This window comes from Ruegeria sp. BE9, assembly GCF_056538765.1.
The window spans coordinates 185,917-210,952 of the sequence record NZ_JBQFTS010000002.1 but is presented as its reverse complement, the minus strand read 5'-3'; the positions used below and the strand labels follow the sequence as shown (position 1 = coordinate 210,952).

Genomic DNA, 25,036 nt, shown 5'->3' with positions numbered 1-25,036 from the left:
TCCGAGCTGACGAACGGCTTCTCAAAACAAATTAAGTCACTATTCGGCGCTGTACCAAATCGGTGATGTGTAAGCACGGTCCTGGACTTCTGCCGGAACGGCTTCAGGCAGCGGGATATCATAAAAAGCAGCGTCTATAGTCGTCCAACGTGGCTTTGGAATTTCGATCACTCTCACGTAGTAAAACGCGTTGTTATCCGGATCAAAATCTGGGTCTTGCCAATACGCGGCGAGTTCCACGGAGCCGATTGAGTTGCTGTACGTCGCGTTTGCAACATCTACCGTTGAGCCCACAGGTTCAAGCGCGCGACCATCCTCTCCAATTTCTCGGTCACCTGAGACGGCCACGTCAAAAATCCGTTCATGGGTGTCGCCACTCTCATCAATCCAGCCTTTGATGATTTGGACACGGTCGAGGTTCGCGCCATCCGGATCGCGCAGCGCACGGATCAAGAAGCTGGGAGAACCCCCATCAGGCGCGTTCTTCAGGTCTCCGCCCATTGGCACGCCGTTCTGATACCCATTTGAAACAAAATCCGAGGCGTACAGATCATCGGCATCGAAACCCCAGCCCCCAAAAACCCGGACTCTCATTCGCGGCCCTGTCGTAGCGTATGCCTCCTTGCGTTTGATGGCTCCGTGAACTTCCTCACGGGTATTTTCTCGTGCCCAAACAGCGGTGAGGCCCGCAGCCGACTCTTGCGCCGTAATGATACGCAATGCCGGGTCTTCGGCAGGGATCACATCGACGTTGTGACGGTTCGCCGAAGGCTCCGTGTGTTGGTATTTGCCAAAGTAGTTGTCTTCCCGAGTTGTCGGAAGCGCGGTGTGCGTGTCAGTCGTACCGTAAAAGCCGAATTTGAACGGGTTTACGCCGGTCTCCTGCTGAACCTCGAGCCCGACTTTCAAGGCGGAGCGTCCGTACTCGTAGCGCAGCATTTCAGGTGTCTTTGCGACGGTGCCCGAAATGTTCGCAACGTCCCAGGTTTCGAAATCCGCGAACTCATCATCTGGGGACAGGTAGGGGTGCGTTTCCTCGTCACCCTTAATTTGTGTCACCTCGTGCATTGGTTCCCATCGAATACGTTTGGCGGCGTAGTCTGCGTCCATAGGCGTGCCGTCAAATTTAGTAGGCGCGAACATTATACCGTTTGAGATGTTCCCGTTGTGGGGCACGGAAATCACGCTTCCACCCGTCGCCTCTTCGTAAGCGGCCAAATAGTCCCACAACGGTTCAGGATCTTCGCTTTCAAAGAACGAAAATGGACGCGTCCGACTCGTCTTATCGGCACCGTCACCGAAGATAACTACGCGGTGAAGGTTGTTCCCCTGCGGCGTCGATGTCCATTCGTATCCAGTCAGCGAAGTGAACACACCAGGTTCGTAGTAGTCGTCGACTGTTTCCACAATTTGCTGCCAGAGATCACCGTCTAAATCCAAGCCAGCCGTCGGGTCCCGACCTTCGATTGATGCGATCTCGATGATGTTGGCGAACGCCTCCATCCGACCTTCCTGCCCGGAATTGAACCTTTCATAGGTCAAACGGCCCCAGTCGTCGGCCAAAAGCCGAGGGTCAGCCGCGCGAACAGCCGTCGCAAGCCCCAACATTTCTGCGTGTTCGGTGATAGCGAGAAAATCGAGTGGCCGGATGAGCTGTACAGGTTGCCCTGTGTTTGACGTTATTCTTTCCCCCTTCGCAACGCGGAAGGCGTCATGAATGCTCAAAGAGGTCCCCACAAGCCCTGCATCGAACGAGATTTCCGTGTGGAAGTGAAGATCGCCGAAGAGAACTTGATCAGGATAAGACCGGTCAACAAACGGAGAGTAGGTCGGCGTAGGGACCACATTATCTGGAGGTACTTCGCCTTCGAAGCTAACCGCTTGCGTTCCCAATGAAAGCGCTAAAGCCGTAGTAGCATGCAGCAATAACTTGGGTTCAAAATGAGTTCTCATGACCGACCCCCCAGGCAGCAAAGCTGAAGCGCAGTGTAAGAAAAAACATGCAAAAAATCAAATATACGGGTGGGTGAGCGTGCTGTTCAGAGTCCGCATTCGTGACCCTGATTAGAGGATTTGCGCAACCGTTGGACCGTCGCAAAACGTCAAAATACGGGGTCGGTGACCTTCCTCACGTTTACGAAGCCTAACCACCACATGCGATCTTTTAGGAAGTTGCGGGCTCCAAATTCACCGGAGACGCTCGGTGGAAACGCATCTTTTCATGCGAATGGACTTGAGTGTTACAGTTCGTTCAGAACACGACACCTGCATCGTTCAGCAAGCGTGCCGCAAGAAACTTGGGGGAACGTGAAGTGATTGAATTTTACCGATCCATTTGGAGAACAACGGGACAACGTCAAGTGGTCAACATCTTGCTGTCGCTCTCCATCGCAGCCTTGGCTGCTTTTCCTCTGAATTATCAGAAGGAAATCGTAAACGGACTAACCGAAAAGAATATAAGCGCCGGAACCTTGCTGTGGCTCGGTGCCGCTATGGGCGCGGTGATAACCCTAAGCCTCGCACTGAAATGGTTGCTGGGCTATCTTTCGAGCGTTCTGGGCGAGGATATGATCCGCAAGCTGCGCAAGCGCATTTGCAACCTGTCTCGCGAAAACCCTGCTGGGTCTGAGAAAGTCGCTTATGGTGCCAAGGCCACAATGGTGTCGGCAGAAGCTGAACAAGTGGGAAAGTTCACCGGAAGCGCCTTGTCGGAGCCGCTGGTACAGGCCGGAACACTCGTTGTGATTGTCGGGTACATTGCAGCCAATCAACCCTCTTTGGGATTGATTGCAATCGGCATGATTATCCCTCAGGTGTTTATTGTACTCATCGTTCAGACCCGGGTGAACCTGCTAGTCTCAGACAGAGTTCACACATTGCGCAAAGCAACAAACTGGCTTGTTGATGCTGAACGCTCGGCCGTGGAAATCACGCCCAAATTCGACGAGATCTACGACACGCGTTCCCGGATATTCGTCTGGAAGTTATCTTCGAAATTTGTTCTCAGCGCCATTAACGGAGCCGGAACAGTGGCGGTTCTTGTCGTGGGCGGCTGGCAGGTCCTGGAGGGCAATACCGATGTCGGCACGGTCGTCGCTGCGACCGTTGGCTTGACTCGTCTGCAGGGCCCGACGCGACAGCTGATTGCCTTCTATCGGCAGGTCAGCGCAACCGCAGTGAAATTTGATCTGCTGCGTGAAGCAGGCGTAGATATGGCTGACGCAACCAACTGAACTTTGCCCGGCTGGATTGCCGGCCTGTTGTTTCAAGGGGTAAAGCAATGACCAATGAGGCTGGTTTTGTCTTTGCATTGATCGCCGTCGCTGGCGTTCTGATGGCAAGCAATCGGGTTCGCTACGACTTTGTCGCTTTGATTGTGGTCATTTCACTTGCCCTGAGCGGCACGCTGACAATTGGGGAAAGCCTCGCGGGCTTTGGAAACAGCGTGGTAATTCTTGTGGCGTGCCTTCTGGTATTGGGGGAAATGCTGGACAGAACTGGTGTGGCGCGCGCGGTTGGCGACGCAATTATGCGCTACGGTGGCAGCCGCGAGACTAATCTTCTGATCCTGATAATGGTCAGCACTGCCCTTCTGGGAAGCGTTATGAGTTCGACGGCGGTTGTCGCAATTTTCATTCCGATCATTTTGCGAATTGCCGAGCAAACAGGAAACGACAAAGCGCGGCTTCTGTTGCCGATGTCCTATGCCGCGTTGATCAGTGGCATGTTGACCCTCATCGCCACCCCTCCAAATCTGGTCGTAAGCGACGAATTGGTTGCTCAAGGGTATCAGCCTCTGGGTCTGTTTTCCTTTTTCCCGATCGGCGCGCTTGTTCTTTTGGTTACGGTCGTTTTCATCCTGTTTTGGGGCCGGTTTCGCCTGCAGTCTGACTCGGATACTCAAAAGGAGGACTTAGCGACAACCGAAACGACGCTTGCGGCAATGTGGAGGTCTTTTGACCTTAATTCTCAGTCTGCAATTCTTGTAGTCGCCCAAAAAATTCCATCAGAAGACGTCGACGGATTGATCGGAGCCGCCTCCAAAACTGTAATAAGGCTGAGGTCAGGCGCAAAAGGCAAATACATCCCGGCGATGTTCCGTAAAGGGATGGAGTTGCTACGCGGGGATCGTATCTTAGTGCGCGGCCCGGAAGAGGCGATAAAGTCTTTAGCGCAACGAACTGAGTTCTCCGCAAGCATCGACCCTGAAACCAAGGTCGACACATTGATCGGTGAAATCGGGTTTTCGGATGTTCTGGTTCATCCAGAGTCGCCACTGATCGGCAAGGCTGTGAGCAATGGACTTGGCCTGGAGGCGAAAGATGTCGAGGTCATCGCGTTGGTCAGAGATGGCGAACCCGTTGAGGAAGTAGCAGGAACAACCTTGCGATCCGGGGATCGCCTATTGATCGCCGGGCCATGGGACGCCTTGGATCGGGCGGTCAGACGCCACGACTCTCTCGTGTTGCTGTCCTTTCCCCAAGAGCGAAAATCAATGCCACCCGCAACCTCGGGATTCTGGGCCGCAATAACTATCATGGCCGGAATGATCGCAGCCACGCTGCTTGAACTCGTTTCGATTACGGCCGCGGTCCTGATAGCCGCTGTCGCCGCGGTGGTCTTTCGCACTCTTTCTGCCGAAGACGCCTATCGCGCGATCAAGCTTCCAAGCCTCGTACTGATTGCCGGGATGTTGCCATTGGCAGACGCTCTTCAAGTCACTGGGGGCGCCGACCTCATCGTCGAACAATTGCTGAACCTTGTCGGCGATGCCAGCCCAAGGGCGGTTATGTCGGCAATCTTCGTTTTGACCGCTTTGCTCGGATTGGTTCTCTCCAACACGGCCTCTGCCGTACTTGTGGCCCCCATCGCGATCTCGGCCGCAGAGGCGCTTGGAATTTCACCGTATCCTGTGGCGCTTTGCGTTCTGATTGCGGCGTCGGCGTCCTTTTCCACGCCCATTTCAACCCCTGTAGTCACGTTGGTTGTCGCTCCTGGGGGCTACAGTTTTGCGGATTTTCTCAAGCTAGGTGTGCCGTTGACCATCCTGTCAGGAATTGCCGCAGTGGCGATCGCACCTATCCTCTTCCCGTATTGATCGCAGACAAGGTTATTTGCTTGCGCGCTGTGAGGGACCAACGCGTGTCGCACCAGCAACTTCTGAAATGACGCAGAGCGAGTAAGTGCAAAATTCGACTTGTCACCAATTCCCGCTCAGTAGTGCGTAAACTCTTGAACCGATCACCACAGGCTATCTGTCTAGGGCAAACTAAGTGTCGGCGACTACAGGTAGGGTGACAGTAACCGGGCCAGCCCGTTGCGCAGGCGGACCCAAAACGGGAAGTTCTTGATGTCTTCGAGGTTCATCTCGCGCGCTCCAAGGGCTTTTTCGTCAAGGATAGCATGAAGCTCTTCCGACAATTCTCGCTGATAACATTCAGCATTGAACTCAAAATTCAAACGCAGGCTACGGGGATCCCAATTGGTACTTCCAACAAGCGCCCAAACGTCGTCCACAAGCATAAGCTTTGTGTGATCAAACGGTGGCTTGGTGAAAAAAACACGGCAACCATGTTCCATGATTTGCCCGATCTGACCCATTGCTGCCCACTCGACGATCTTCACGTTGTTGTCGGAAGGCAGGTAAATTTCCACCTTTATGCCGCGGAGAGCCGCCACTGACAGCGCCTCTATCAGCCTAGAATCCGGGAGGAAGTAAGGGCTGACAATGCGTACGCGCTCTCGCGCAGCCGACAGCGCTGCGAAAATGAGCTTGCTAAGCGTCTCGAAATCCTCGTCTGGTCCGTGTGAAATCCCGCGCGACCAGACTGAACCGTGTCGGGAAAGCTCGGGAAACCAGACAGAGCCGCTCAACTGCTCCCCGGTGGTAAAGGCCCAATCCGTAACGAATACTTGCTTGAAGTGGCTTACAACCAGCCCCTCAAACTTGAAATGTAGACATTGTGTTGGCCCCTCGGGGTTGAGGTTCAGGCAATGAGCTTCGCGAATATTGGTGCCGCCCGTGAAGCCAATACAACCGTCTACAACAAGGATTTTTCTATGGTTTCGTAAGTTCGAGAAGCGTCGTGAGGAAAAACCGCTGGTGGGAAGAAAACTCGCAGCCTCAACCCCTTCCTCCTTCAAACGAGTAACCATGTTTTCCTTGCTATAGCGCGCACCAACACAGTCGATAAGAACGCGCACCTCCACGCCGCGATCCTTGGCGCGAACGAGGGCATTCAGGAACTCTTCTCCCGCTATGTCGCTATCAAAAATATAGCTCAGCAAGCCAACGGAAAACTTGGCGGCGTCGATGGCCGCAATCATTTCTGGATAGGCTTCATCCCCGTCCCGCAGACAATGGACCGTGTTTCCTGGCAGGAGCAGCTTTGCGCTAAGAGCCTCCCCAGCGCGGGCTAAACCGGCAATGTGAGGAAGTTGAACATTGGACTCTTCAAACAACACTCTCTCGCTTTCCGACAGCGAGAAACTTGGAATTTGATGCATGGTATCTGACAGGCCCATTCGCGTGCCAGCCCGGTTAATGCGGTTAACGCCCAGAACGATATATGCCAATGAGCCAACAAACGGCGCAAGCCAAGCGAGAGCTGACCAGCCGATGGCCGCTCGCGTATCTCGCTTTCCTAGAACGGCGTGCACCGTGACGCCTAAGGCCAATGTCACCTGCACAAGCGAGATTAAAAATGCCCAAACGTAGACGAGGCTCAAATCACGATCTCCCCGGATGCAACCATACAACTTAAAGTCTCAACCTAACTGATTTGACAGGCATCAGCGAAGAATGTTTGAGTTAGAAGGGCATCGCGCCGGTCCTAGCGTCACAGACATCGCGCTGGCGCAAACCCTACGCCGTTTTCGAGCATAAACAAAAGCGGGCTTAGCGCCTCTTTGCGGGCCTAGATGAGCGGTTCGGAGAACGTCCGCTATTCGCCTAAGTTTCGGAGCGGGCATTCCTATTTTTGGGCTTTGATCTGCCCTGAAGCAAAAAGGCTAAATCGCCCACTTGTATCTCCAACGCCTAAATCGTCACCGGCAGCGATATTCCTCAAAAGCGACTTTTCGTGGCACCGGTAAAGGGCGTTACATTGGCGACTTCATGACAGATGCGCGTTCGATTTCAGACCAATAGGCTACAGGCGACGTATTCGCCGAGATACTTGACGCTTTGCAATCCGTTGGGATCGATCCGGAGATCGTGGCTATCGAACAGGGTCGTCAGCTGGTCATTTTCACGCACGTGGATTCCCAGCACTGTCGAACTGGCGAACACACGTCTAACCGACATCGGTTGAGGTATTGGTGGTCCGAAATGATACTCTGCACAAAGCTTTGGAAGCAAAGTCGACGGGTTGGATATCACCGCGCCATTCGTCAAGGCTGGGAACCAGCTTTCCCAGCTTGCTGGGATGCAGGACCACGCGAAGATGGTGCAAGGCGACGAGTAAAACTACTCTAAGTGGACGAGAGGTTTGCTGGAGCAGACGCTCACCATGTCACAATGATTGTTCCGGCTCGCGCTGCTTTCTATGGCGAGGTGTGCGGCGTTCTTACACCAAGAGCAATTTTGTTTTGACTGAGCACAAAGCAGGCAGAGGTGAAACGCCGGTTTTCGGTTTCCACACCTGGTCAGGGAAAGTGGCGCCGCAGATCTTTAGAAACACTGCGCACAATACTGAGGAGAGAAGAACGCAACCGGTGCAGATAGCCTGCCACAAGCCGCGCTATTGCGGCCCCCAGTAATGTCATTTGATTGGCCAATGCCAACTTCAACATGTTTTACCCGAATTGTGAAAATTCCGCCAAGGCTACACCCCGGTCAGCATCAGTTAATGCCAATCCCAATGTCAAAAGAAACCAGTTGAGCGCCTGCGTTCACAACTTCCACGACATGCTCGCCGGTTTGCCACAGCTGCCCTTGATAAGGCGTGTCAGAAGAAATCAAATCTAACAATAGAGAGCCGTCTGGATTGAAAATCTTGTAGTCCAAAGCTCCGCCATGTGAACCAACGTCTACGTTCAGGAATTGACCATCGTTTGCACCCAGCACGTAGCGCACCGACGTGCCTGGTTGAAGCGTGGCACTCATTGCAGTGCCGCTCGTTCCCGCATCAAACTTAACGACCTGATCCCCTGAAACTGTCGGCGCCGCAGCATTTTCCATGGCGCCATCCCCATCATCAGCCTTGTCTGCGCTTTCACCGGTACGCCGTAGGTCAGCGACTTCTGGTCCAGACCAAACGATGCACTCGTACTCAACACCATTTCCGTCTCGAAGTCGGACCATAGTCGCGGCTTCGCTCAATTCTTGACCGAGAACCTCGCCCCCAACATTCCCTAAGCGAGACACCAATTCATCAATACACGCGTTTGCTTCGTCAGAGATATCAGAGAACGCAGGCATGGGAAGAATAGCTGCTAACCAAAAGTATTTCTTAAGCATCACACATTTCCTTTTAGTCGATAAAGCCGCTGTTCTAGCGTGTTGAAAAGATAGGTCGTTACCTCGGTTGAGTAGCGAAAACCGCCCGCTGTGTTCACCCTGGGACAGGAAGCAAGCATTCACGCGAGATCCCTAAAACGAAGGCTCATAACTGCAACAAACATATCCTGGCTTAGAGCGCCCCTTCATCGCTGAGAGATTCAATTCCCGCTGTTGTTCCATCGCTGTAAGCAATGCAATTCCATGGTGCTTGGTCAGGACCCACGCCGACTTGTACTTGTGTTCCCGCTTCGCTGAACGCCGAGGAAAGCACAACAACCTGCGTGTTGTTGGTCGTGGCGGCTACATCGCGCAAACAGGCTTGTTGTGCTGGAGTAGCTTCGGCGGACACGCTAGTACCACCGGTATCATCGCACGCGGAAAGCGCAAAAGTAGCTACTGACAACAAAGTAAACACGCTGATTTTTGTCATTGAAAATTTCCTTCTGTTGCTCTGAAAAGCCCACGAAAAGGGTGAAGCAAGTGGAAAGAAGAAATTCGAACATGTCAATGTGTGGCTTGTGAATGTTCAAAGCACCGGCACGGATCACGTAGTTTCGGCTCACTTACGAATAGCTGCCTAAATGCGCAAAGTTAAATTTGCAAAGTTCGATTTTGAGTGTCCACTTTGGGCTGCGAACAGCCCATCGCGCAAACCGCGGGGAACGACTGTTCCGAGCCCAAAGCAGTCAACGACTGAGGGATTGGGCTCTAGTCTAGCGTTGCTTCAAACACGAATTTCTAAACGCGATGAAGCGCGAGCCAAATCAGAAAACCAATGTACAAAAAAACAGATACGTTCAAAACTGTATCGACGATCGAACCAGTCATTCGGCGACCTCTTTTGACAGCGACTTGAGGAGACAGACCACAAGAATTGGTACGATGAACACAAACGCAATGGCCGAGAGTGCGATAATAGACCTAACCAGAGAAACATCGTTTACGAGGATCATAGCTAGCCCCAGGGCTCCAAGGACAATCCCCCAGACGGTCCGAACGCTCGGTGAAGGGTTCTCATCCCCGCCCGTTCCAATCATTGCAAGTGTGAAGCCCGCGCTTACTACACTCGTAACAACAAACAGGAAAGCGGCGGCAATCGTTGCGATCTGTGTGACAAACTTCAATGGGAACTGTTGCAGGAGCGCGAAGGTCGTCGCATCGAGGCTCTTTTCGTTGACTTCGAGAAGATGACCACTGCCATCCAACACATCAAAAAAACCTACACCGCCGAACACACCAAACCAGAAAACCGAAAAGAGAGTGGGCGCTATTATGACGCCGGCTAGAAACTCGCGTATTGTGCGACCCCGCGAAATTCGCGCAATGAAAATGCCTACAAAAGGAGACCACGCAAGCCACCAGATCATGTAGTTAAGCGTCCAGTCCTGAAACCACGTGGAAATGCTCTGATCAAAAAATTCTGTTGTTGAAAAACCGGCAGGCAAGACGTTGAAAACATAGCGTCCAAAACCCGAAACGATCGAATTCATCACAAATGACGTGGGACCGACGACAAGTAAGAAAACCAAAAGACTGATCGCAATCGCCATGGCTAAATTGGACAGCTTTGACATTCCCTCTCCCAAATCGCGTCTCAGAGGAATAAGGAAAGCAACACACATGGCGGCAAAAATGATTGCTGTCAGGTAGGAAGAATTTGGTACTCCAAGAACTCCTGCCAGTCCCGTTTGAATTTGAAACACACCCATAGCCAACGATCCCGCAAGGCCAACGGCTATGGCGACGACAGACAAGAAGTCGAACAACCAGGCCAATCCACGGGTCCATGCTTTCTCTCCGTACACGTCCAGCAGTGGAGCGCTTAGCAGCAACGAACGCTCACGTCGAAACGCAAAATAAGCAACTATGAGTGCAACGACCCCATAGATGGCCCAGGCATGGAACCCCCAGTTCAAATAGGTCACGAAAATTGCGAGGCTTGCGGCTTCTGGATCAGAGGAAAAACCGCGTATTACCGAGAAGTGAGTGAGCGGCTCTGATACGCCAAAAAACAGTAGGCCTACGCCCATACCTGCTGCGAACAGCATAGCAATCCAAGCTGTAGTCGAAAACTCGGGCTCTGAACCTTCTGGTCCAATTCTGATCGAGCCGTACTTGGAAAACGCGAGATAAATTGCCAGCAACAAGAGCGCGCTGGCTTCAAGCATAATGAACCAGCCTCGGCTTTCGAATTGGATGGTGACAATTCTTGCGGAGACGGAACCCAAGCCGTGCGGGTCTAAAACACCCCATACAGCAATACCGCTGCTGACCAAGAGAGCCGAAATCAAAAGCGCGTTGACTTTCATTGATTACCCAACCGAAAAAGAATGGCTTTCGCCTAAGCGTAACCGCAATCCTCCAGCGCTTATAGCTGGAAACTTTTTTTTCGGCTTGAACCAGACGGCCGCTTTTGTTCGCAATCTGCAAATTTGCGCAGTGGTTGATATTGCCCGCGCCGCGAATGAACGCCCGCTTCTTGCAAGAGGAGATTTAGCGGTTATCGCTCGGAACTAGCGCATCCACTTCGATTTCGGCAAGCTGAACCGCTTTTCCCTTATTGGGGTCTGCGACCCGTCCTACGTCAAGACCAAGGCTTTCGTTTGCTCTTAGGGCGCATCCAACGGTCTCCTCGCCCCTCTGCATCTTCGATTTGTGCAGGGAGGGCGAACCGACGGTGCAACCGAAAACGTTGTGTGAGCATCAAGGCTAGAGGGTGGACATTCAGGTGGATGTAATCTTAACGCAGAATGGCTTTCAGCATTAAATCAAAGCTTTATATCAATTTAAATGGTGCCCGGGGGCGGAATCGAACCACCGACACGAGGATTTTCAATCCACTGCTCTACCCCTGAGCTACCCGGGCACGGGAACGATATTTATCGTTGGGTGGAGGCCTTCTATGACTTGCTACAGGCAGTGTCCAGAGGCTTTTTTAGATTTTTTCAATGTGGACGAAGTTGTTCAGTTTCGTTGTCGGAAACGTCCGCCTCCAAGTCCTCTTCGCGCTGTGATGGCACAGAGTAGGAACCGTTCAGCCATTTGGCCAAATCAATGTCTGCGCAACGTTTGGAGCAAAAGGGGCGGAACTTGACGACAGTGTCTTCGCCACAGATCGGACAGCTCATTTCAACACCTCCGACAGTGGAATGCGCCCTCGTTTACGTTGCAGCTCGTAATTACCCAAAGGGGTCCAACCCGCCATTGTCGTTTCAATTCCATCCACTTTGAGAGCGGCTCGGAGAGCTGATTCAAAGCCTCTGCGGTCTTTCTTGGGCATAGGGGCCAGATCCACGGTGATTTGCCCTCCCAATCCGCGCACACGCAGCGCACGGGGCAAAGCCTTGGCGCAGGCAAAGTTTGCCTTTGTTCCGGCGGCCAGGGAGGTATCGGAACCGGTATTCACATCAACCGCAACCAAAGCGCGCGTTGCCTGAATGTAGAGATGCCCGCCTCCGGGCAGTGGCTCGGCAATGCCCCTGCTAACGTCCAACGCATCCAATACGCCGTGTGCCTCGAACCCTCCGGGTTGAGTAACCACTTCGGCTGGATCGGTCCAATCGCGCCACGCCAAAACATGGGGACCATCACCCTCGAGCAAAAGCTCGGCCTCGGTTCCTTGATCGTTCAGAACAGAATCGGCATTGGCCACCATCGCGCTGATGTCTTCAGCGATTTCAGCGGAATCCTCGCCCTCGCAACTGGACCGCATGATCAGCCCATATTCACTGCCGTCCATCGCGTCATGAGCGATTTCAAGAAGCCGATCCCGTTCATCCTCATCGCGAATACTGCGTGAGATATTCAGGCCCGGCGCATTGGGAGTAACAATGGCATAGCGGCTTTTAAACAGGATACGGTCTGTAACCGGCAGAGCCTTACCAGGCTCAGCGTAACCTGTCACCTGCACCAGTACTAAGGCACCCGGAGCCAATCCTTTGACTTGCCGCAGAAAGGCGGGACCATCGGGTGTTGTAAGGAACATGCCACCCTGCCCTTTAACCGGGCGATCGGCGCGGGCACGATAAATCGTACCCGGCATGGGCGCATCCCCAGCGACCAAAAAATCGTCAAGCTTGCCATCTACCATCAAAGCAGCGGCTTCGCGGTTGTCGATGTGATCCAGAACGATGGTGCGACCCTTCATGATGCCTCACGATACAGGGGATAGCCGATACCTTGCAAAAGCACGGCAGTTTCAGAAAGCGGTAGGCCAACGATGCCCGTAAAAGACCCCGAAATCCAAGGGATGAAAGCTCCGGCCGGACCTTGAATGGCATAGGCACCCGCCTTCCCCTGCCAGTCTCCGGTGGCGAGGTAGGCGTTGATTTCAACGTCCGACAAGCGTTTGACTTTAACCTGAGAGACGACGTCGCGCTGCAGCACCCGATCTCCACGACGCACGGCGACCGAGGTTATCACGCGGTGCCGCCGACCAGACAGAGCATGCAGAAACTCCGCTGCCTGACCCACGTCTTCCGGTTTACCCAGAATGCGCCGCCCCAATGCGACGGTCGTATCGGCGCAAAGGGTAAAATCGTCGCTGCCCGCTTCAACCGCCTGCACTTTTTCGCGCGTGATGCGGCTGCAATAGGGAACGGGCAGTTCACCCTTCAACGGCGTTTCGTCAATATCAGGGGCACGGATGGCATCGGGCTGCACGCCAAGCTGGGCCAGCAGGTCCAGCCGCCTTGGGCTGCCCGATCCTAAGATAAACGCCATTGCGGCAGGCGTTACTTGAAGCGGTAGTTGATCCGACCCTTGGTCAGATCATAAGGGGTCATTTCGACCTGAACCTTGTCGCCGGCCAGAACGCGGATGCGGTTCTTGCGCATCTTGCCTGCCGTATGTGCGATGATCTCATGGCCGTTTTCCAGCTCGACCCGAAACGTCGCATTAGGCAGGAGTTCCTTCACGACACCGGGAAATTCGAGCGTATCTTCCTTGGCCATGTTGTCTCCATCATTACGTTGCACTCGCAGAATCTGCGAGGATGTGCGCCTAAATGAGCCTATTTTGGGCTTAATTCAAGGCCTCAATCAAGAAAGAGGGGATATTGTGACCGATTCGACTCGGGGGATCTGCTCATCCCAATGGGTACGATTCAGCACATGACCGTCGGCGCGGACCTCGGATATGGCCGAGAGATCGACGTCCGCATAGGTCCAACCCGGCTGGTTCAGAGTACCCTCAGCGAGCACTCCGGTCGCAGGAAAACCCTTGTCCGGAGGACCAAAGACGCCTCCGGTGCCGGTATTCATGTCTACCGCCTCGGACCACTCGTTGTTGCCGACCAAGGACGCCATCACCGTAACGCATTGATTCTCAAGCGCTCGTGACATCGCACCGATGCGAACGCGCCAATACCCGGCCAATGCTTCGGTGCAAGACGGGACAAGGATCAAATCTGCCTCCTGCAGGGCGCGGCCCAGCAGAGGAAACTCACTGTCATAGCAGATCAACACGCCGATCTTGCCCAGATCGGTTTCAAACAGCTTGAGCGGCCCGCCAGGCGCGATGTCCCAATCCTCGCGCTCAAACCGGGTCATGATTTGTTTGTCTTGATAGTCCTGCCACCCTTCCGGCGTGAAAAGCGCCGCGCGGTTCACCGGACGACCCGGACCATCCACTACCGGGGCCGATGAGCCCAAAATATGGACCTTGTGGGCCTTCGCTAGCCGCAGGTGCAGATTGTTGAAATCTTCAATTCGATCCGAGACCGCACGGATCGAACGTTCCAGATCCCCGGCAACCTCAGGCCCGTCCAGCGTTGACAGCTCCATCGCACCGTATTCAGGAAACACCAAAAGCTCAGCCCCCTGCCCTGCGGCTTCAGACACCCAGCGTTCGAGTTTATCCTCGTACTGCGCCCAACTATTGAGCCAATCAAGATCATAGGCGGATGTTGCGACTTTCATTTTGGCGTCCTCAAATGCTCAAACCGGCAGGACATTAGGCAGGGCACTTGGGGCTGTACAGCCCTAATAACAATTGCACGGCTAGCGGCGCCCATTCCTTTTCAGTGCAGCCTGCATAATGCGAAGAAATCGGGGGCATTCCAAATGACTCTTGGCCGAACACTTCATGATGTGCCGGATACCGTCCCGCAGTGCAGTCAGCTCTTCGACCCGTTCGTCAATTTCTCGGGCCTTTGCATCCAGAACAGCACGGTCCAAATCAGGTTTATCTTCAGAGCCGATCAATTCGCCGATTTCACTCAAAGAAAAACCGGCCATTTGACCAAGGGCGATAAGTGACAGACGTGTTTTCACCTGCTCTTCGTAAAGCCGCTTCAAACCTTTTCGACCGACTGATTGGATTAAACCAAGCTCTTCATAGTAACGCAGTCTAGACGCAGAAAACCCGCTTTCGCGGGAGAGTTCGGAAATATCGAGCATGGCGTTGACCTCAAGCTGACTTGAAGTTGTATCGCTTGATTATCCACGAGATTTCAACCCCGAACCGAGAGTTAACCACATGACCAGTAACCTATATCTAGACGCACTTATTTTAGGTTTTGGCGCCACAGCCTTCATGGACCTGGCTGCATTGGCGCAAAAGCGGTTTCTGGGATTGCCATCGCTCGACTACGCGATGGTCGGGCGCTGGCTCGGCCATATTCCACGCGGAAAAATAATTCATCGCCCCATTGCCGCCAGCGAACCTATCTTCGCGGAGCGCCTGACCGGTTGGATCGTGCATTACGCGATTGGCATTATTTTTGGCGTGATTTTCTTGCTCTTGGTTGGTCAAGATTGGCTAGCGAACCCAAGTCTGCTTCCCGCACTGGCCTTTGGTGGAGCAACAGTCCTGGCACCATTTCTGATCTTGCAGCCCTGCCTCGGTGCCGGCCTGGCCGCAAGACGTACACCGCACCCCAGTATCGCGAGATGCAAGAGCATCTCAACTCATCTGATATTTGGCCTCGGGCTCTGGTTGACTGGTCTTTGCGTCACTTGGACAACGGCATTCGCGATGTAACCCGAGCCTCAGGTCTCAGAGCTCACGGGTCCAGAATTGCAGCGGTTTATAGGTCTCATTTTCGTCACCCACGTCCTTCCACGAAAACTGTGCCACTGCCCCCGGCAGAGGTGCATATCCCCGTGCACGCCAGAAGGCGTCAAGCGGTCGATAGCCGTCAGGTCGCATTGGATGATCGGTCGGACGTTGGACACCGCAGAAGGCACATCTCTTGAAGCCAAGACTGCGCGCATGGGCCTCACGCAGATCGAAGAACTTATGACCTACGCCCTTTCCGCGATAGTCGGATAACAATACCGATTCCGCGCAGTAGAAGATATCGTTCAGGTCCAAGCCCGTGCTCTCGAAGGCTGCAGCAAAATCTTCGGCATGGTCCACTAGTGGCGCGCCAGTGGATGCTCCGATCAGGCGATCTTTGTCGAAGGCACCGACTACAATCGCGTTGTTGCTGTCACGATAGGATTGCAGATACTTCCGCTCGTATTCCAGATCACCATCATACAGGTAGGGCCACGCCCGAAAGACCTGAATCCGCAAACGCGCAACGTCGTCCAGAGCGGCCTCAAGTGCCGCTCCGGTCAGGGCGCAGACGTCAGTGACCTCAGCCATTCGAGACCTGTTTGGTCCAATCCGCAAGGTTGTAGAAGGTCGTGACGCGGGTGATCTTGCCGTCCTTCAGATCAAAGAAAGACCCTGCGGGCAGGCGATAGGATTGGCCATGCGCCTCGGGCAGGCCCTCATCAGTTTCCAAATAGGTGCCGTTGACGATGAACTCGGCCGCGGCGCGTGTGCCACCTTGGGCGTCGAAAACTACGATATCCGTCAGGTTTTCTTTGTAGCACCGGTTCATGTGACCGCAGAAGGCAGCAAATTTCTCTTTGCCAACTCGGATCTGACCTTCATTTACGTGATGCGCCACATCATCGGACAGGCAGGCCAGCATGCCATCCACGTCGCCAGCGTTGAAGGCTTCGAAATAGGTTTTGACGGTCTGGTTCATGATCACTCCGTTGGTTCGCCCCAGCGGTCTTTCAGATGCTTGATGATCTGATCGCGGGTCTGTCGGTAGTGATTTAGCTTTTCTTCTCGATTCTCGCCCAGTCCGGTAGGGTCCATTATTGGCCAATAATCGACATCCAGGTGGAAAATCCGAGTCAATTCCAGAGCGCGGCGCTGACTGGCCGGTGACAAGGCCACCACCAGGTCAAAGGAACTGAGGTCATCGCCCCATTCCTGCATCTCATCAAATGATCGGGTCCTGTGACGAGACAGTTCGACGCCTATTTCCTGACAAACAGAAATACAAAAGCCGTCGATCTCAAGGTCGTTGCGAACACCGGCAGATTGCACATAGGTGCCGGTGCCATAAAACTTCTTCATGATGCCTTCGGCCATTGGGGACCGAACCGAGTTGTGGTCACAACAAAAAAGGACCGACTGCGGCAGAGGCTTCACCCGTTACCCCCCGAAATGCAGCACGCAGATCAGCGTGAACAAACGGCGGGCGGTATCGGTGTCGATTTCAGCTTTTCCTTCCAACCGCTCTTGCAGGACACGGCTTCCTTCGTTGTGAATACCGCGCCGGGCCATATCGATGGTTTCAATCTGGCTGGGGGGTAAGGTTTTCACTGCGTTGAAGTAGCTCTCGCAGATCTGGAAATAGTCTTTGACCACTTGCTTAAATGGGCCAAGCGACAAGTGGAATTCGGCTGCCTTTTCTTCGGCCTCAGTGGCGATATCAAAGACCAGTCGTTTATCGCGGATCGACAACTGGACACGATATGGCCCATCGGGCACGACGCGATCATCACGATTGGGCAGAGCAAAGCTGTTTTCTTCGAGAAGATCGTAAATCGCAACCTTGCGTTCCTGCTCGATCTCAGGGGTCGGCGGAGGCAGGTTTCGGTCGTCCAGTTCGATATGCGATATGCGGGTCATGTGCGTGTGGTCCGTTCAGGTCAGCACAGACCTATAACAAGCGAATTAGATCGGCAACGCCCGCCTAAGGCAGACGTTGCGGGAAATCATCCGTTGAGGCGTTTGAGACGCGCAGTTACGGACAGACCGTGTGCTTCGAGGCTCTCGGATTGGGCCAGTTGTTCGGCGGCAGGACCAATGGCGCGCAAAGCCTCAGGCGTCATTTGGCTGAGCGTGGTCCGTTTAAGAAAATCCATCACACTAAGCCCTGACGAAAACCGGGCCGAACGCGCGGTCGGCAACACGTGATTGGGTCCGCCAACATAGTCGCCAATTGCTTCGGGCGTGTATTGACCAAGGAAAATAGCGCCTGCGTGGATGGTTTTCTCGCTCAACCCGACCGGGTCATGCACACAGAGCTCCAGATGTTCCGGTGCGATCCGGTTAGACAACTCGGCTGCCTCATCCAAATCGCGAACTGTGATGATCGCGCCAAAGTCTCGCCAACTAGCACCGGCAATCACGCGGCGCTGCAGGGTTTCAAGGCGTTTTTCGACGGCCTGCGCAACTGCCTCACCAAAAGCGGCGTCATCGGTGATCAATATCGACTGAGCGCTTTCGTCATGCTCGGCCTGGCTCAACAGATCCAACGCGATCCAGTCGGGCTCATTGTCTTTGTCTGCGATCACCAAGATCTCAGAAGGGCCCGCAATCATGTCGATGCCCACCTTACCGAATACACGGCGTTTGGCAGCTGCAACAAATGCGTTGCCCGGGCCGGTGATCTTGTCGACAGGAGCAATGCTCTTGGTTCCATACGCCAACGCCGCAATGGCCTGAGCCCCACCAACGCGATAGATCGTGTCGACACCAGACAACTGCGCCGCCAAAAGAACCAGAGGGTTCACGACGCCGTCCGGCGTGGGTACCGCGATTGCCAACCGCTCGACCCCCGCCACTTTGGCTGGAATCGCGTTCATCAGCACAGATGACGGGTAAGAAGCCAAGCCGCCTGGCACGTATAGTCCCGCTGCGGAAACTGCGGACCAGCGCCAACCAAGGGTCGCCCCAGCCTCATCTGTCCACTGATTGTCTTCTGGCAGTTGTTTCTCGTGATAGGCGCGGATGCGCTTGGCGGCCAGCTCCAGAGCAACCCGGTCATCGTCAGAAACCTGCGCGACAGCCTCTTGAATTTCCTCTACCGAAAACGCCAGTGTTTCAGGAGTTAACTCCAACCGGTCAAACTTGGCGGTCAGTTCGATCACCGCCTCATCACCACGCGCCCGCACGTCGTCAATGATTTGCGACACGATCGCGTCCACATCCGGGCTGTCTTCTCGTTTAGCGGAAAGCAGCGCCTGAAAGGCTTTTTCGAACTCTGGCGACTTGGTGTCTAGAAAAACGGGCATGTTTAGGCACTCCGGGGCGTTTCATCGGGACATATCGCCGGTATGGGCTGGCCTCAACCCTTCTCCACAGGGTGCAGCGATTTGCGCATCGCCAGACAAGACAAACCCTGCCGGTCACAACTTGTTCCGGTCAAATGCCATCCCTGCCGTTGATAAAACCCCAACGCAGTTCGAGTTGCTTCCAAGCGTCCTTCGACGCATCCCGCTGCAATGAGCTCTTGCTCAAGCTTGCTCAACAAGGCCGCACCGATACCGTGCCCAACATGGTCAGGGTCGATATACAGCAACGTGATCTCACCGGTTTCAAACAAAGCACCAACGGCAGCGACCTGCCCTTCCCGTTGGACCAGCCAAATCGGAGAACCCTCATTGATCCAACCACGGATCGTTTCAGCGTCTTTGTTCGCCGTCCACGACGCAATTGCCTTCGGATCGCCCTGATGATCCGCTTGGCAGAGTTGTGTGATTGAGCGGATCAGAACTCGGCTCAGATCAAAAACATCGAACACAGTGGCGCGGCGCAACTCCAGACCCGGTGCAGATCGAGAAAAGGCTTGTGATATGCCGCGCTTATTCCGGATGGTGTGGAGCCTGACCGGAGGGTGCCTGATACGGGCGGGTCACATCCTTGAGTGTGGCATCAATTGCCTCAACAGTCAGGCGGATCGCACCATCACCCGCCAATGTCAAAATAACCTGACCTGCGCCATCTTCACCGGGTTCGAAATCAACCGACAGCAAAGACATAACCAAGTCTTTGTCGCTGCGGTCTATTCCCTGGCTGGCAACGGAAAGGACAGAATCGAACACCAGAACTGACTGCACCCTTTCGAACGCGCGTCCCCGAAGGGTAGCAGAGTCTTTGTCCTCCCAGCGAAAACGATTCAGCAGCAACCCAAATCGGCGATGCGTCGGCTGCCATGTCATCTCGGTCACCGGGAATACGGCATCCTGTGTCAGGGTCGAGACAACCTGCAGGTCGTCTGCATCCTCAACCCCGAGGTTTAGTGGGGCCTCGCGCCCGTCGTGAAAACTTGCGTCTGTCATTGACCCTTGATCCGTTCAATCTTTGCGCCCACGCCTTCCAGCTTGCGCACCACATGTTCATAACCGCGGTCCAAATGATAGACCCGGCTGACAGTTGTTTCACCTTCTGCCGCCAAACCAGCCAAGATCAGAGAGACCGAAGCTCGCAGGTCCGTCGCCATTACTGGCGCCCCCTTCAACTGTTCTACCCCGGTAACTGTGGCTGTTCCGCCATGCACTTCGATATTCGCGCCCATGCGCACCAGTTCCGGTGCGTGCATAAAACGGTTCTCAAAAATGCGCTCTTCCAGAACCGAAGTACCCTCGGCAGTGCACATCAACGCCATCATTTGCGCCTGCAAATCGGTCGGGAAGCCAGGGAAAGGTTCAGTCACGACATCAACTGCGTTGACCCGACCGTTTTTGCGCGCAACCTTCAGACCCTTGTCGGTTTCGGTGACGCTGACCCCTGCGGCGTTCAGTTTCTCCGCGAACGAGTCTACAAGGCTCATTCGTCCACCCAAAAGCTCAACTTCGCCACCGCAAATCGCGGGCGCCAGCATATATGTACCAAGCTCGATCCGGTCGGTCACAACCTGATGGGTTGCACCGTGCAGCCGATCAACGCCCTGAATTTCGATGGTGGAAGTTCCCTCACCCGATATCTGCGCGCCCATCTTCCGCAGACACTCGACCAGATCGACGATCTCTGGCTCACGCGCTGCATTCTTCAGAACCGTCGTACCTTTGGCCAACGTAGCCGCCATCACGATGTTCTCGGTCGCGCCCACGGATGCAAAACGCATCTCGTGCACTGCACCCTTTAACCCACCCGGAGCTTTGGCGTGCAGGTAGCCGTCCTCAAGCTCAATCTCAGCGCCCAGCGCCTCTAGCCCTTCTACGTGCAGGTCCATGGGGCGTGCACCGATAGCGCACCCACCTGGCAACGACACAACAGCCTCTCCAAAACGGGCCAGCAAAGGACCGAGCACAAGGTTCGACGCCCGCATCTTGCGCACGATTTCGTAATCGGCAGTGTGGCTGGTCAGGTCGTGACTGGACATAGCCAGCACCTGCCCATCCTGCAGCGAGGACACCTCGGCCCCCAGAGATTGCAGCAAAGCGGTCATAGTCTTGATGTCACTCAGCCGCGGCGCATTGGTCAGCGTAAGCGGTTCTTCGCTCAGCAAGGTTGCGGGCATCAGCGTCAGACACGCGTTTTTGGCCCCCGCAATCGGTATCTGACCGTTCAGCGGCCCGTTGCCCGTCACCAGAATCGAATCCATCTGCTCTTATCCCTCGTCCTTGCCGGCTTCGTCGGTTTGAGTTGCGCGCGCCTTGGCCTGCGCCTTACGACGCGCCATATTCGCTTTCAAAGCCGCCTTCAGCCGCTCTTCACGCGTCTCTCCGGATTTACCGTGTTTTTTGGGTGTATTTCTATCTGCCATGATCTTTCTCTACAGGAGGCGAAAAAAACCGTCCAGACACCCTTGCGCCCCGTTTCGTTTGAGTCTAATCACCCGCCCACAGCGCTGCTGTAGCTCAGAGGTAGAGCACTCCCTTGGTAAGGGAGAGGTCGAGAGTTCAATTCTCTCCAGCAGCACCATCCCCACTGAAAATGAGAATTTCGGGCACCTTGGTTGGCCGCGCACTGTCGCACCTCCGCAAGCATTCAAAGATTAGTTTTTGAGCGGATTTGACAGAACCCAAAGTCAGTGTTTACCTGACGCCGACTGAGTGAACCTGATTTTTCAAGTGTTATCAGCATACTGAGGTGCCCCAATTGGCATCAGAAACCAGACGAGCAACCTGGGGATTTGATGATGGAATTGATCACTGAACAGCTACGCGCCTTTCCAATTATGGCGCTTTTTCTCTGCCTGGGGCTCGGCTACGGCGTTGGCAAATTCCGCGTAGGTAAGTTCGAATTGGGCGGAATCGCCGGAACCCTGCTTGTGGCCGTATTCGTAGGCCAAATCGGCGGCATCAACCTCAGCACTGATGTGCAGAATGTTTTCTTTTCACTGTTTATTTTCATGGTTGGCTACAACGGCGGCCCTCAGTTTTTCGCAGCATTGAATCGAACGGCGCTAACCAAGCTGCTTGCCGCGTTTATGATGACCCTCTGGGGGTTGTTCTTTGTCATCGTCGTAGCCCGGCTTGCCGGGCTGGACAAAGGGCTGGCGGCGGGCCTGGCAGCCGGAGGCCTGACGCAATCGGCCATCATAGGCACCGCTGGCAATGCAATCGACCTGCTGGGCCTGGCTGCGGATGAAGCTGAAAAGCTCAAGACCAACATCGCAGTTGGATATTCGGTAACCTATATTTTCGGCTCGATCGGCCCGATCCTTGCTGTCAGCGTGATCCCAATCATTATGCGCGTCGATCTCCGACAAGAGGCCATTAAACTAGCACAGAAGCTTAGCGGTGGTGGCCGCAAGCTTGAGGAAGGTGAGTTCCTTCCCATGAACCGGTTCGATGCCCGCGCCTATCAGGTAAACAGCAACGCTTCGATCACTGGTCAGTCTGTAACTGATATCGAAGCTTCCTTTGATGGTGATCTCGTGGTCGAACGCCTGCTGCACGATGGAATCCCAATCGACGCAAAGCCGGACACGGTCGTGAGCGAAGGCGATGTGATTGTCGTTTCGGGGCTCGTTTCAGCCCTCACCCGTTTTGAGGGGTCAGCAGGTGGAGAGATCGGAGAGTACCCGCCTGAGCTGGCCATAGTGGAGGAACGACGGAATGTCGTTGTCACCAATCGCGAACTGACCGGAAAAACGCTGGGAGAGCTGCGCGAAGCATTGACCGTGAACCAGCGCCGCGGTGTTTATATCTCAAAGATCACGCGTATGGGGCACGATGTTCCCGTTCTGCACAACACGGAAATTCACGCCGGGGATGAGATCAGCATCGTCGGACATAAAGACGTGCTTAACAAAGCTGCAAAGCTGGCTGGCTATGTGCCGCCGTCCGCTTCTGTCACCAACTTTATCGCGCTCGGGATCGGTGTGGCGGTTGGCTATCTGATCGGTGAAATCAGCTTTGTCATAGCCGGCACAAAAGTCGCTTTGGGGTCTGGCCTCGGATGCCTCGTGACCGGTTTGATTATCGGGTACCTTCGTATCCGCCGCCCCAAGATCGGCGGCATCAATCGGGGTGCCGCGAACTTCCTGCAGAGCTTTGGTCTGGCGGTTTTTGTCGGCGTTGTTGGCCTGAATGCAGGCAAGCCAGCGCTAGAGGCTATTCAGGAATACGGCATCACCTTGTTGTTGTTGGGTGTTGTCGTCACGTTGATGCCGATGATCGTTCAGTTTCCGATCAACTATTTTGCACTGCGCATCAAAAACCCGGTCGAGGCCTGCGCGGTTGTAACCGGATCCCGATCGGGCAATCCTGGTTTTGCGACACTCTTAGAAAAGGCCGGAAACTCGACCCCGACACCTGCGTTTACGATGACCTACGCTGTGGCGAACATCTTCCTTACGCTGTGGGGGCCGCTGGTTGTGGCATTCGTTCCGTAGTTTACATCAGCAGGATCACGATGACCGAGCCCCACAGGGCCAGCAAAACATTACCCACGGCATAGCCCAACCCATAGCCCAAGGTGGGAACCTGGCTCTGTGCGGCCTCCTGCACGGCGGCCAGACCCGGGGCTGAGGTCCCCGCCCCGCAACAGGTTCCAGCTAACACGCCTTCGTTCAATCCGAATACTTTACGGCCAACGAACACTGCCGCCCCATGGGCGAGCAACACAATCGCCACAGACCCAAAGATCAAAGACGGTCCGCTTTCAACAACGCCGGTTACAAAGCTCGGCCCCGAGGTGATGCCGACACAGGCCACAAACACACAGAGGCCAAGAGAGTCGAAAATCCATAAAGTCGCCTCGGGCACGAACCCAAACGTCCTGTGAACCGAGCGCAGCCAACCCGCGACAAGGCCGCCCAAAAGTACACCGACAGAAGTGCCCAGCCCGAGCTCAATCGCGCCGTATTTCAGCGCTGGAATTCCGACCAACCCCCCAATCAGAATGAAAAAGGCGACAAAGATCATATCGGTCTGGTTGGATTCCCGAACCAAATACCCCAATCTGGCAGCCGCATCCTCGATATGGCTGCGGGTGCCAGACACTGTCAGCACGTCACCCTTATGCAGGGTTACACCGCGAAAAATTGGCAGCCGCTCACCACTACGCATGATGCCCCGCAAATAGATGGTGCGAGCCTCAGGACGAGCCGACAGCTCGGCCAGAGTTTGGTTAACCACCGCGTTATTGGTGACGACGATATCGTTGGTTTGAACAGGAAGATCGAGAAGTTCGGGATCTTCAACCTCTTCACCCAGCATTTTTGTGTGGTCGATCAGATAAGACCGCAGGCCGGCAATGGCGGCAATGTCACCCTCCTCCAAGACCATATCGCGAGTAGTCGGCAGGATTTTATCCCCTCGGCGCACCCGGTCAAAGAAGGCCCGGACATGTTCGGGAACACGAGCTTCCAGTTCCGAAATTCTGCGGCCGGCAAACTCGGGATTGATCCGATAAGCGCGGGCCTCAAAATCGCGATGTTCAGACACCATCGGCGTGTCGTCATTGTCCAGTTCGGCTTCATATTCCGCACAGGCCTCTTTCAAAGACCGACCATAAAACCGAGGGGCCAATTGGGTATGGAAAAAGATCGTGGCGATCACACCAACAAAATAGGCAACCGCAAAGCCCGTCGCGATTTCACCATCAAAGATCTGACGCGCCGCCTCTTCTGCTCCGGTTTTGGCAAAGGCATCAATGGCCACACCCAACGTTGCGCTTTCGGTGACACCCCCAGCCAACAGCCCCGCCGCAATCCCGACTGACAACCCCATCAACGGCGCAAGCAGCACCGCCGCTACCAACGCCACTACACATAGAAGCACGGTGATAGCGATCTGCGGCAACGCGCCCAAGTTCAGTGACCGAAAGAACTGTGGACCGGTTCGATATCCGATTGAAAACAAGAACAGCAGGAAGAATGCCTGTTTCAGATCATCGGACACAACCACCCCGGTCTGACCAACCAAGACGCCTGCCAGCAGACAGCCCGCGACTGATCCCACTGTGAACGAACCGATGGTTATTTTGCCAAGGGCGTACCCCATCGCAAGGCTGCAAAATAGGGCCAGCGCCGGATGGGCGCCAAAAATCGCGCCAATCAATTCCATG

General features: G+C 54.5%; 26 protein-coding genes and 2 tRNA genes. 5 read left to right on the top strand and 23 right to left on the bottom strand.

Translation table 11 applies throughout. The annotated features are described in order from the left end of the window. Positions 1-39: 39 nt before the first annotated feature. A complete protein-coding gene (locus ACR0EO_RS07715) occupies positions 40-1,953 on the bottom strand; it encodes a DUF3604 domain-containing protein (protein WP_480688598.1) in 1,914 nt (637 codons plus the stop codon). Positions 1,954-2,360: 407 nt separating this feature from the next. Here ACR0EO_RS07715 and ACR0EO_RS07710 point away from each other — a divergent pair, with 407 nt between their 5' ends. Together ACR0EO_RS07710 and ACR0EO_RS07705 are read left to right on the top strand one after the other, a co-directional pair. Next, entirely contained in the window at positions 2,361-3,233 is an 873-nt protein-coding gene (locus ACR0EO_RS07710) for an ABC transporter ATP-binding protein (protein WP_480688596.1), read from the top strand. A gap of 47 nt (positions 3,234-3,280) precedes the next feature. Then, a complete protein-coding gene (locus tag ACR0EO_RS07705) occupies positions 3,281-5,098 on the top strand; it encodes an SLC13 family permease (RefSeq protein ID WP_480688594.1) in 1,818 nt (605 codons plus the stop codon). Between the two features lie 185 nt (positions 5,099-5,283). Here ACR0EO_RS07705 and ACR0EO_RS07700 read toward each other — a convergent pair whose 3' ends face one another. The 12 genes from ACR0EO_RS07700 to ACR0EO_RS07645 all read right to left on the bottom strand — a co-directional run bounded on the left by ACR0EO_RS07700 (position 5,284) and on the right by ACR0EO_RS07645 (position 14,901). Further along, complete coding sequence (locus tag ACR0EO_RS07700) at positions 5,284-6,729, bottom strand: phospholipase D-like domain-containing protein (protein ID WP_480688592.1); 1,446 nt, start codon at positions 6,727-6,729, stop codon at positions 5,284-5,286. 409 nt (positions 6,730-7,138) lie between these two features. Next, positions 7,139-7,306: a hypothetical protein gene (locus ACR0EO_RS07695; RefSeq protein WP_480688590.1), complete on the bottom strand. Its 168-nt coding sequence runs from the start codon at positions 7,304-7,306 to the stop codon at positions 7,139-7,141. A 537-nt stretch (positions 7,307-7,843) separates the two neighbouring features. Next, positions 7,844-8,461, bottom strand: coding sequence for a hypothetical protein (locus ACR0EO_RS07690; protein WP_480688588.1), 618 nt, complete (start codon positions 8,459-8,461; stop codon positions 7,844-7,846). 172 nt (positions 8,462-8,633) lie between these two features. Continuing rightward, positions 8,634-8,933 carry a hypothetical protein gene (locus ACR0EO_RS07685; RefSeq protein WP_480688586.1) on the bottom strand — a complete coding sequence of 100 codons (300 nt, stop codon included), beginning with the start codon at positions 8,931-8,933 and terminating at the stop codon, positions 8,634-8,636. A gap of 394 nt (positions 8,934-9,327) precedes the next feature. Continuing rightward, positions 9,328-10,812 carry a BCCT family transporter gene (locus ACR0EO_RS07680; RefSeq protein WP_480688584.1) on the bottom strand — a complete coding sequence of 495 codons (1,485 nt, stop codon included), beginning with the start codon at positions 10,810-10,812 and terminating at the stop codon, positions 9,328-9,330. A gap of 482 nt (positions 10,813-11,294) precedes the next feature. Further along, positions 11,295-11,369: transfer RNA gene (locus ACR0EO_RS07675), tRNA-Phe, on the bottom strand. 79 nt (positions 11,370-11,448) lie between these two features. After that, complete coding sequence (locus ACR0EO_RS07670) at positions 11,449-11,631, bottom strand: DNA gyrase inhibitor YacG (RefSeq protein ID WP_480688582.1); 183 nt, start codon at positions 11,629-11,631, stop codon at positions 11,449-11,451. Then, a complete protein-coding gene (locus ACR0EO_RS07665) occupies positions 11,628-12,650 on the bottom strand; it encodes a ribonuclease E/G (protein WP_480688580.1) in 1,023 nt (340 codons plus the stop codon). Before ACR0EO_RS07665 ends, ACR0EO_RS07670 begins: the two co-directional genes overlap by 4 nt. Further along, positions 12,647-13,225: a Maf family protein gene (locus ACR0EO_RS07660; RefSeq protein ID WP_480688579.1), complete on the bottom strand. Its 579-nt coding sequence runs from the start codon at positions 13,223-13,225 to the stop codon at positions 12,647-12,649. The genes ACR0EO_RS07665 and ACR0EO_RS07660 overlap by 4 nt, the downstream gene beginning before the upstream one ends. 11 nt (positions 13,226-13,236) lie before the next feature. After that, positions 13,237-13,455, bottom strand: a complete 219-nt coding sequence (gene infA / locus ACR0EO_RS07655) for a translation initiation factor IF-1 (RefSeq protein ID WP_005978431.1) — start codon at positions 13,453-13,455, stop codon at positions 13,237-13,239. An 87-nt stretch (positions 13,456-13,542) separates the two neighbouring features. Continuing rightward, positions 13,543-14,421 carry a carbon-nitrogen hydrolase family protein gene (locus ACR0EO_RS07650; protein WP_480688577.1) on the bottom strand — a complete coding sequence of 293 codons (879 nt, stop codon included), beginning with the start codon at positions 14,419-14,421 and terminating at the stop codon, positions 13,543-13,545. Between the two features lie 81 nt (positions 14,422-14,502). Further along, complete coding sequence (locus tag ACR0EO_RS07645; RefSeq protein WP_480688575.1) at positions 14,503-14,901, bottom strand: helix-turn-helix domain-containing protein; 399 nt, start codon at positions 14,899-14,901, stop codon at positions 14,503-14,505. A gap of 79 nt (positions 14,902-14,980) precedes the next feature. Between ACR0EO_RS07645 and ACR0EO_RS07640 the strand changes: the two genes are divergently transcribed. Next, positions 14,981-15,484: a DUF2938 domain-containing protein gene (locus tag ACR0EO_RS07640; RefSeq protein WP_480688573.1), complete on the top strand. Its 504-nt coding sequence runs from the start codon at positions 14,981-14,983 to the stop codon at positions 15,482-15,484. 15 nt (positions 15,485-15,499) lie between these two features. Here ACR0EO_RS07640 and ACR0EO_RS07635 read toward each other — a convergent pair whose 3' ends face one another. From ACR0EO_RS07635 to ACR0EO_RS07595, 9 genes are all read right to left on the bottom strand, one after another. After that, positions 15,500-16,093 (bottom strand): GNAT family N-acetyltransferase, encoded by a 594-nt coding sequence (locus tag ACR0EO_RS07635; RefSeq protein ID WP_480688571.1) that lies wholly within the window; start codon positions 16,091-16,093, stop codon positions 15,500-15,502. Next, positions 16,086-16,484: a ketosteroid isomerase-related protein gene (locus tag ACR0EO_RS07630; RefSeq protein WP_480688569.1), complete on the bottom strand. Its 399-nt coding sequence runs from the start codon at positions 16,482-16,484 to the stop codon at positions 16,086-16,088. The genes ACR0EO_RS07635 and ACR0EO_RS07630 overlap by 8 nt, the downstream gene beginning before the upstream one ends. A gap of 2 nt (positions 16,485-16,486) precedes the next feature. Continuing rightward, a complete protein-coding gene (locus tag ACR0EO_RS07625) occupies positions 16,487-16,939 on the bottom strand; it encodes an arsenate-mycothiol transferase ArsC (protein WP_480688567.1) in 453 nt (150 codons plus the stop codon). 3 nt (positions 16,940-16,942) lie between these two features. Further along, on the bottom strand, positions 16,943-17,422 hold the full coding sequence (locus ACR0EO_RS07620; RefSeq protein WP_480688565.1) for a UPF0262 family protein: 480 nt from the start codon (positions 17,420-17,422) through the stop codon (positions 16,943-16,945). 86 nt (positions 17,423-17,508) lie between these two features. After that, positions 17,509-18,810 carry a histidinol dehydrogenase gene (gene hisD / locus ACR0EO_RS07615; RefSeq protein WP_480688563.1) on the bottom strand — a complete coding sequence of 434 codons (1,302 nt, stop codon included), beginning with the start codon at positions 18,808-18,810 and terminating at the stop codon, positions 17,509-17,511. Between the two features lie 53 nt (positions 18,811-18,863). Continuing rightward, positions 18,864-19,334, bottom strand: a complete 471-nt coding sequence (locus ACR0EO_RS07610) for a GNAT family N-acetyltransferase (RefSeq protein ID WP_480688561.1) — start codon at positions 19,332-19,334, stop codon at positions 18,864-18,866. A 46-nt stretch (positions 19,335-19,380) separates the two neighbouring features. Then, the gene (locus tag ACR0EO_RS07605; RefSeq protein ID WP_480688559.1) at positions 19,381-19,857 is read right to left on the bottom strand and encodes a DUF2948 family protein; all 477 of its coding nucleotides are present in this window, start codon (positions 19,855-19,857) and stop codon (positions 19,381-19,383) included. Further along, positions 19,854-21,122: a UDP-N-acetylglucosamine 1-carboxyvinyltransferase gene (gene murA / locus ACR0EO_RS07600; RefSeq protein ID WP_480688557.1), complete on the bottom strand. Its 1,269-nt coding sequence runs from the start codon at positions 21,120-21,122 to the stop codon at positions 19,854-19,856. Before murA ends, ACR0EO_RS07605 begins: the two co-directional genes overlap by 4 nt. Positions 21,123-21,128: 6 nt before the next feature. After that, positions 21,129-21,284 (bottom strand): hypothetical protein, encoded by a 156-nt coding sequence (locus ACR0EO_RS07595; protein WP_480688555.1) that lies wholly within the window; start codon positions 21,282-21,284, stop codon positions 21,129-21,131. A gap of 83 nt (positions 21,285-21,367) precedes the next feature. Here ACR0EO_RS07595 and ACR0EO_RS07590 point away from each other — a divergent pair. Next, a tRNA-Thr gene (locus ACR0EO_RS07590) sits at positions 21,368-21,442 on the top strand. A gap of 214 nt (positions 21,443-21,656) precedes the next feature. Further along, on the top strand, positions 21,657-23,360 hold the full coding sequence (aspT, locus tag ACR0EO_RS07585) for an aspartate-alanine antiporter (RefSeq protein WP_480688552.1): 1,704 nt from the start codon (positions 21,657-21,659) through the stop codon (positions 23,358-23,360). Between the two features lies 1 nt (position 23,361). Here aspT and ACR0EO_RS07580 read toward each other — a convergent pair whose 3' ends face one another. Next, positions 23,362-25,035: an aspartate:alanine exchanger family transporter gene (locus ACR0EO_RS07580; protein WP_480688550.1), complete on the bottom strand. Its 1,674-nt coding sequence runs from the start codon at positions 25,033-25,035 to the stop codon at positions 23,362-23,364. Position 25,036 lies beyond the last annotated feature (1 nt).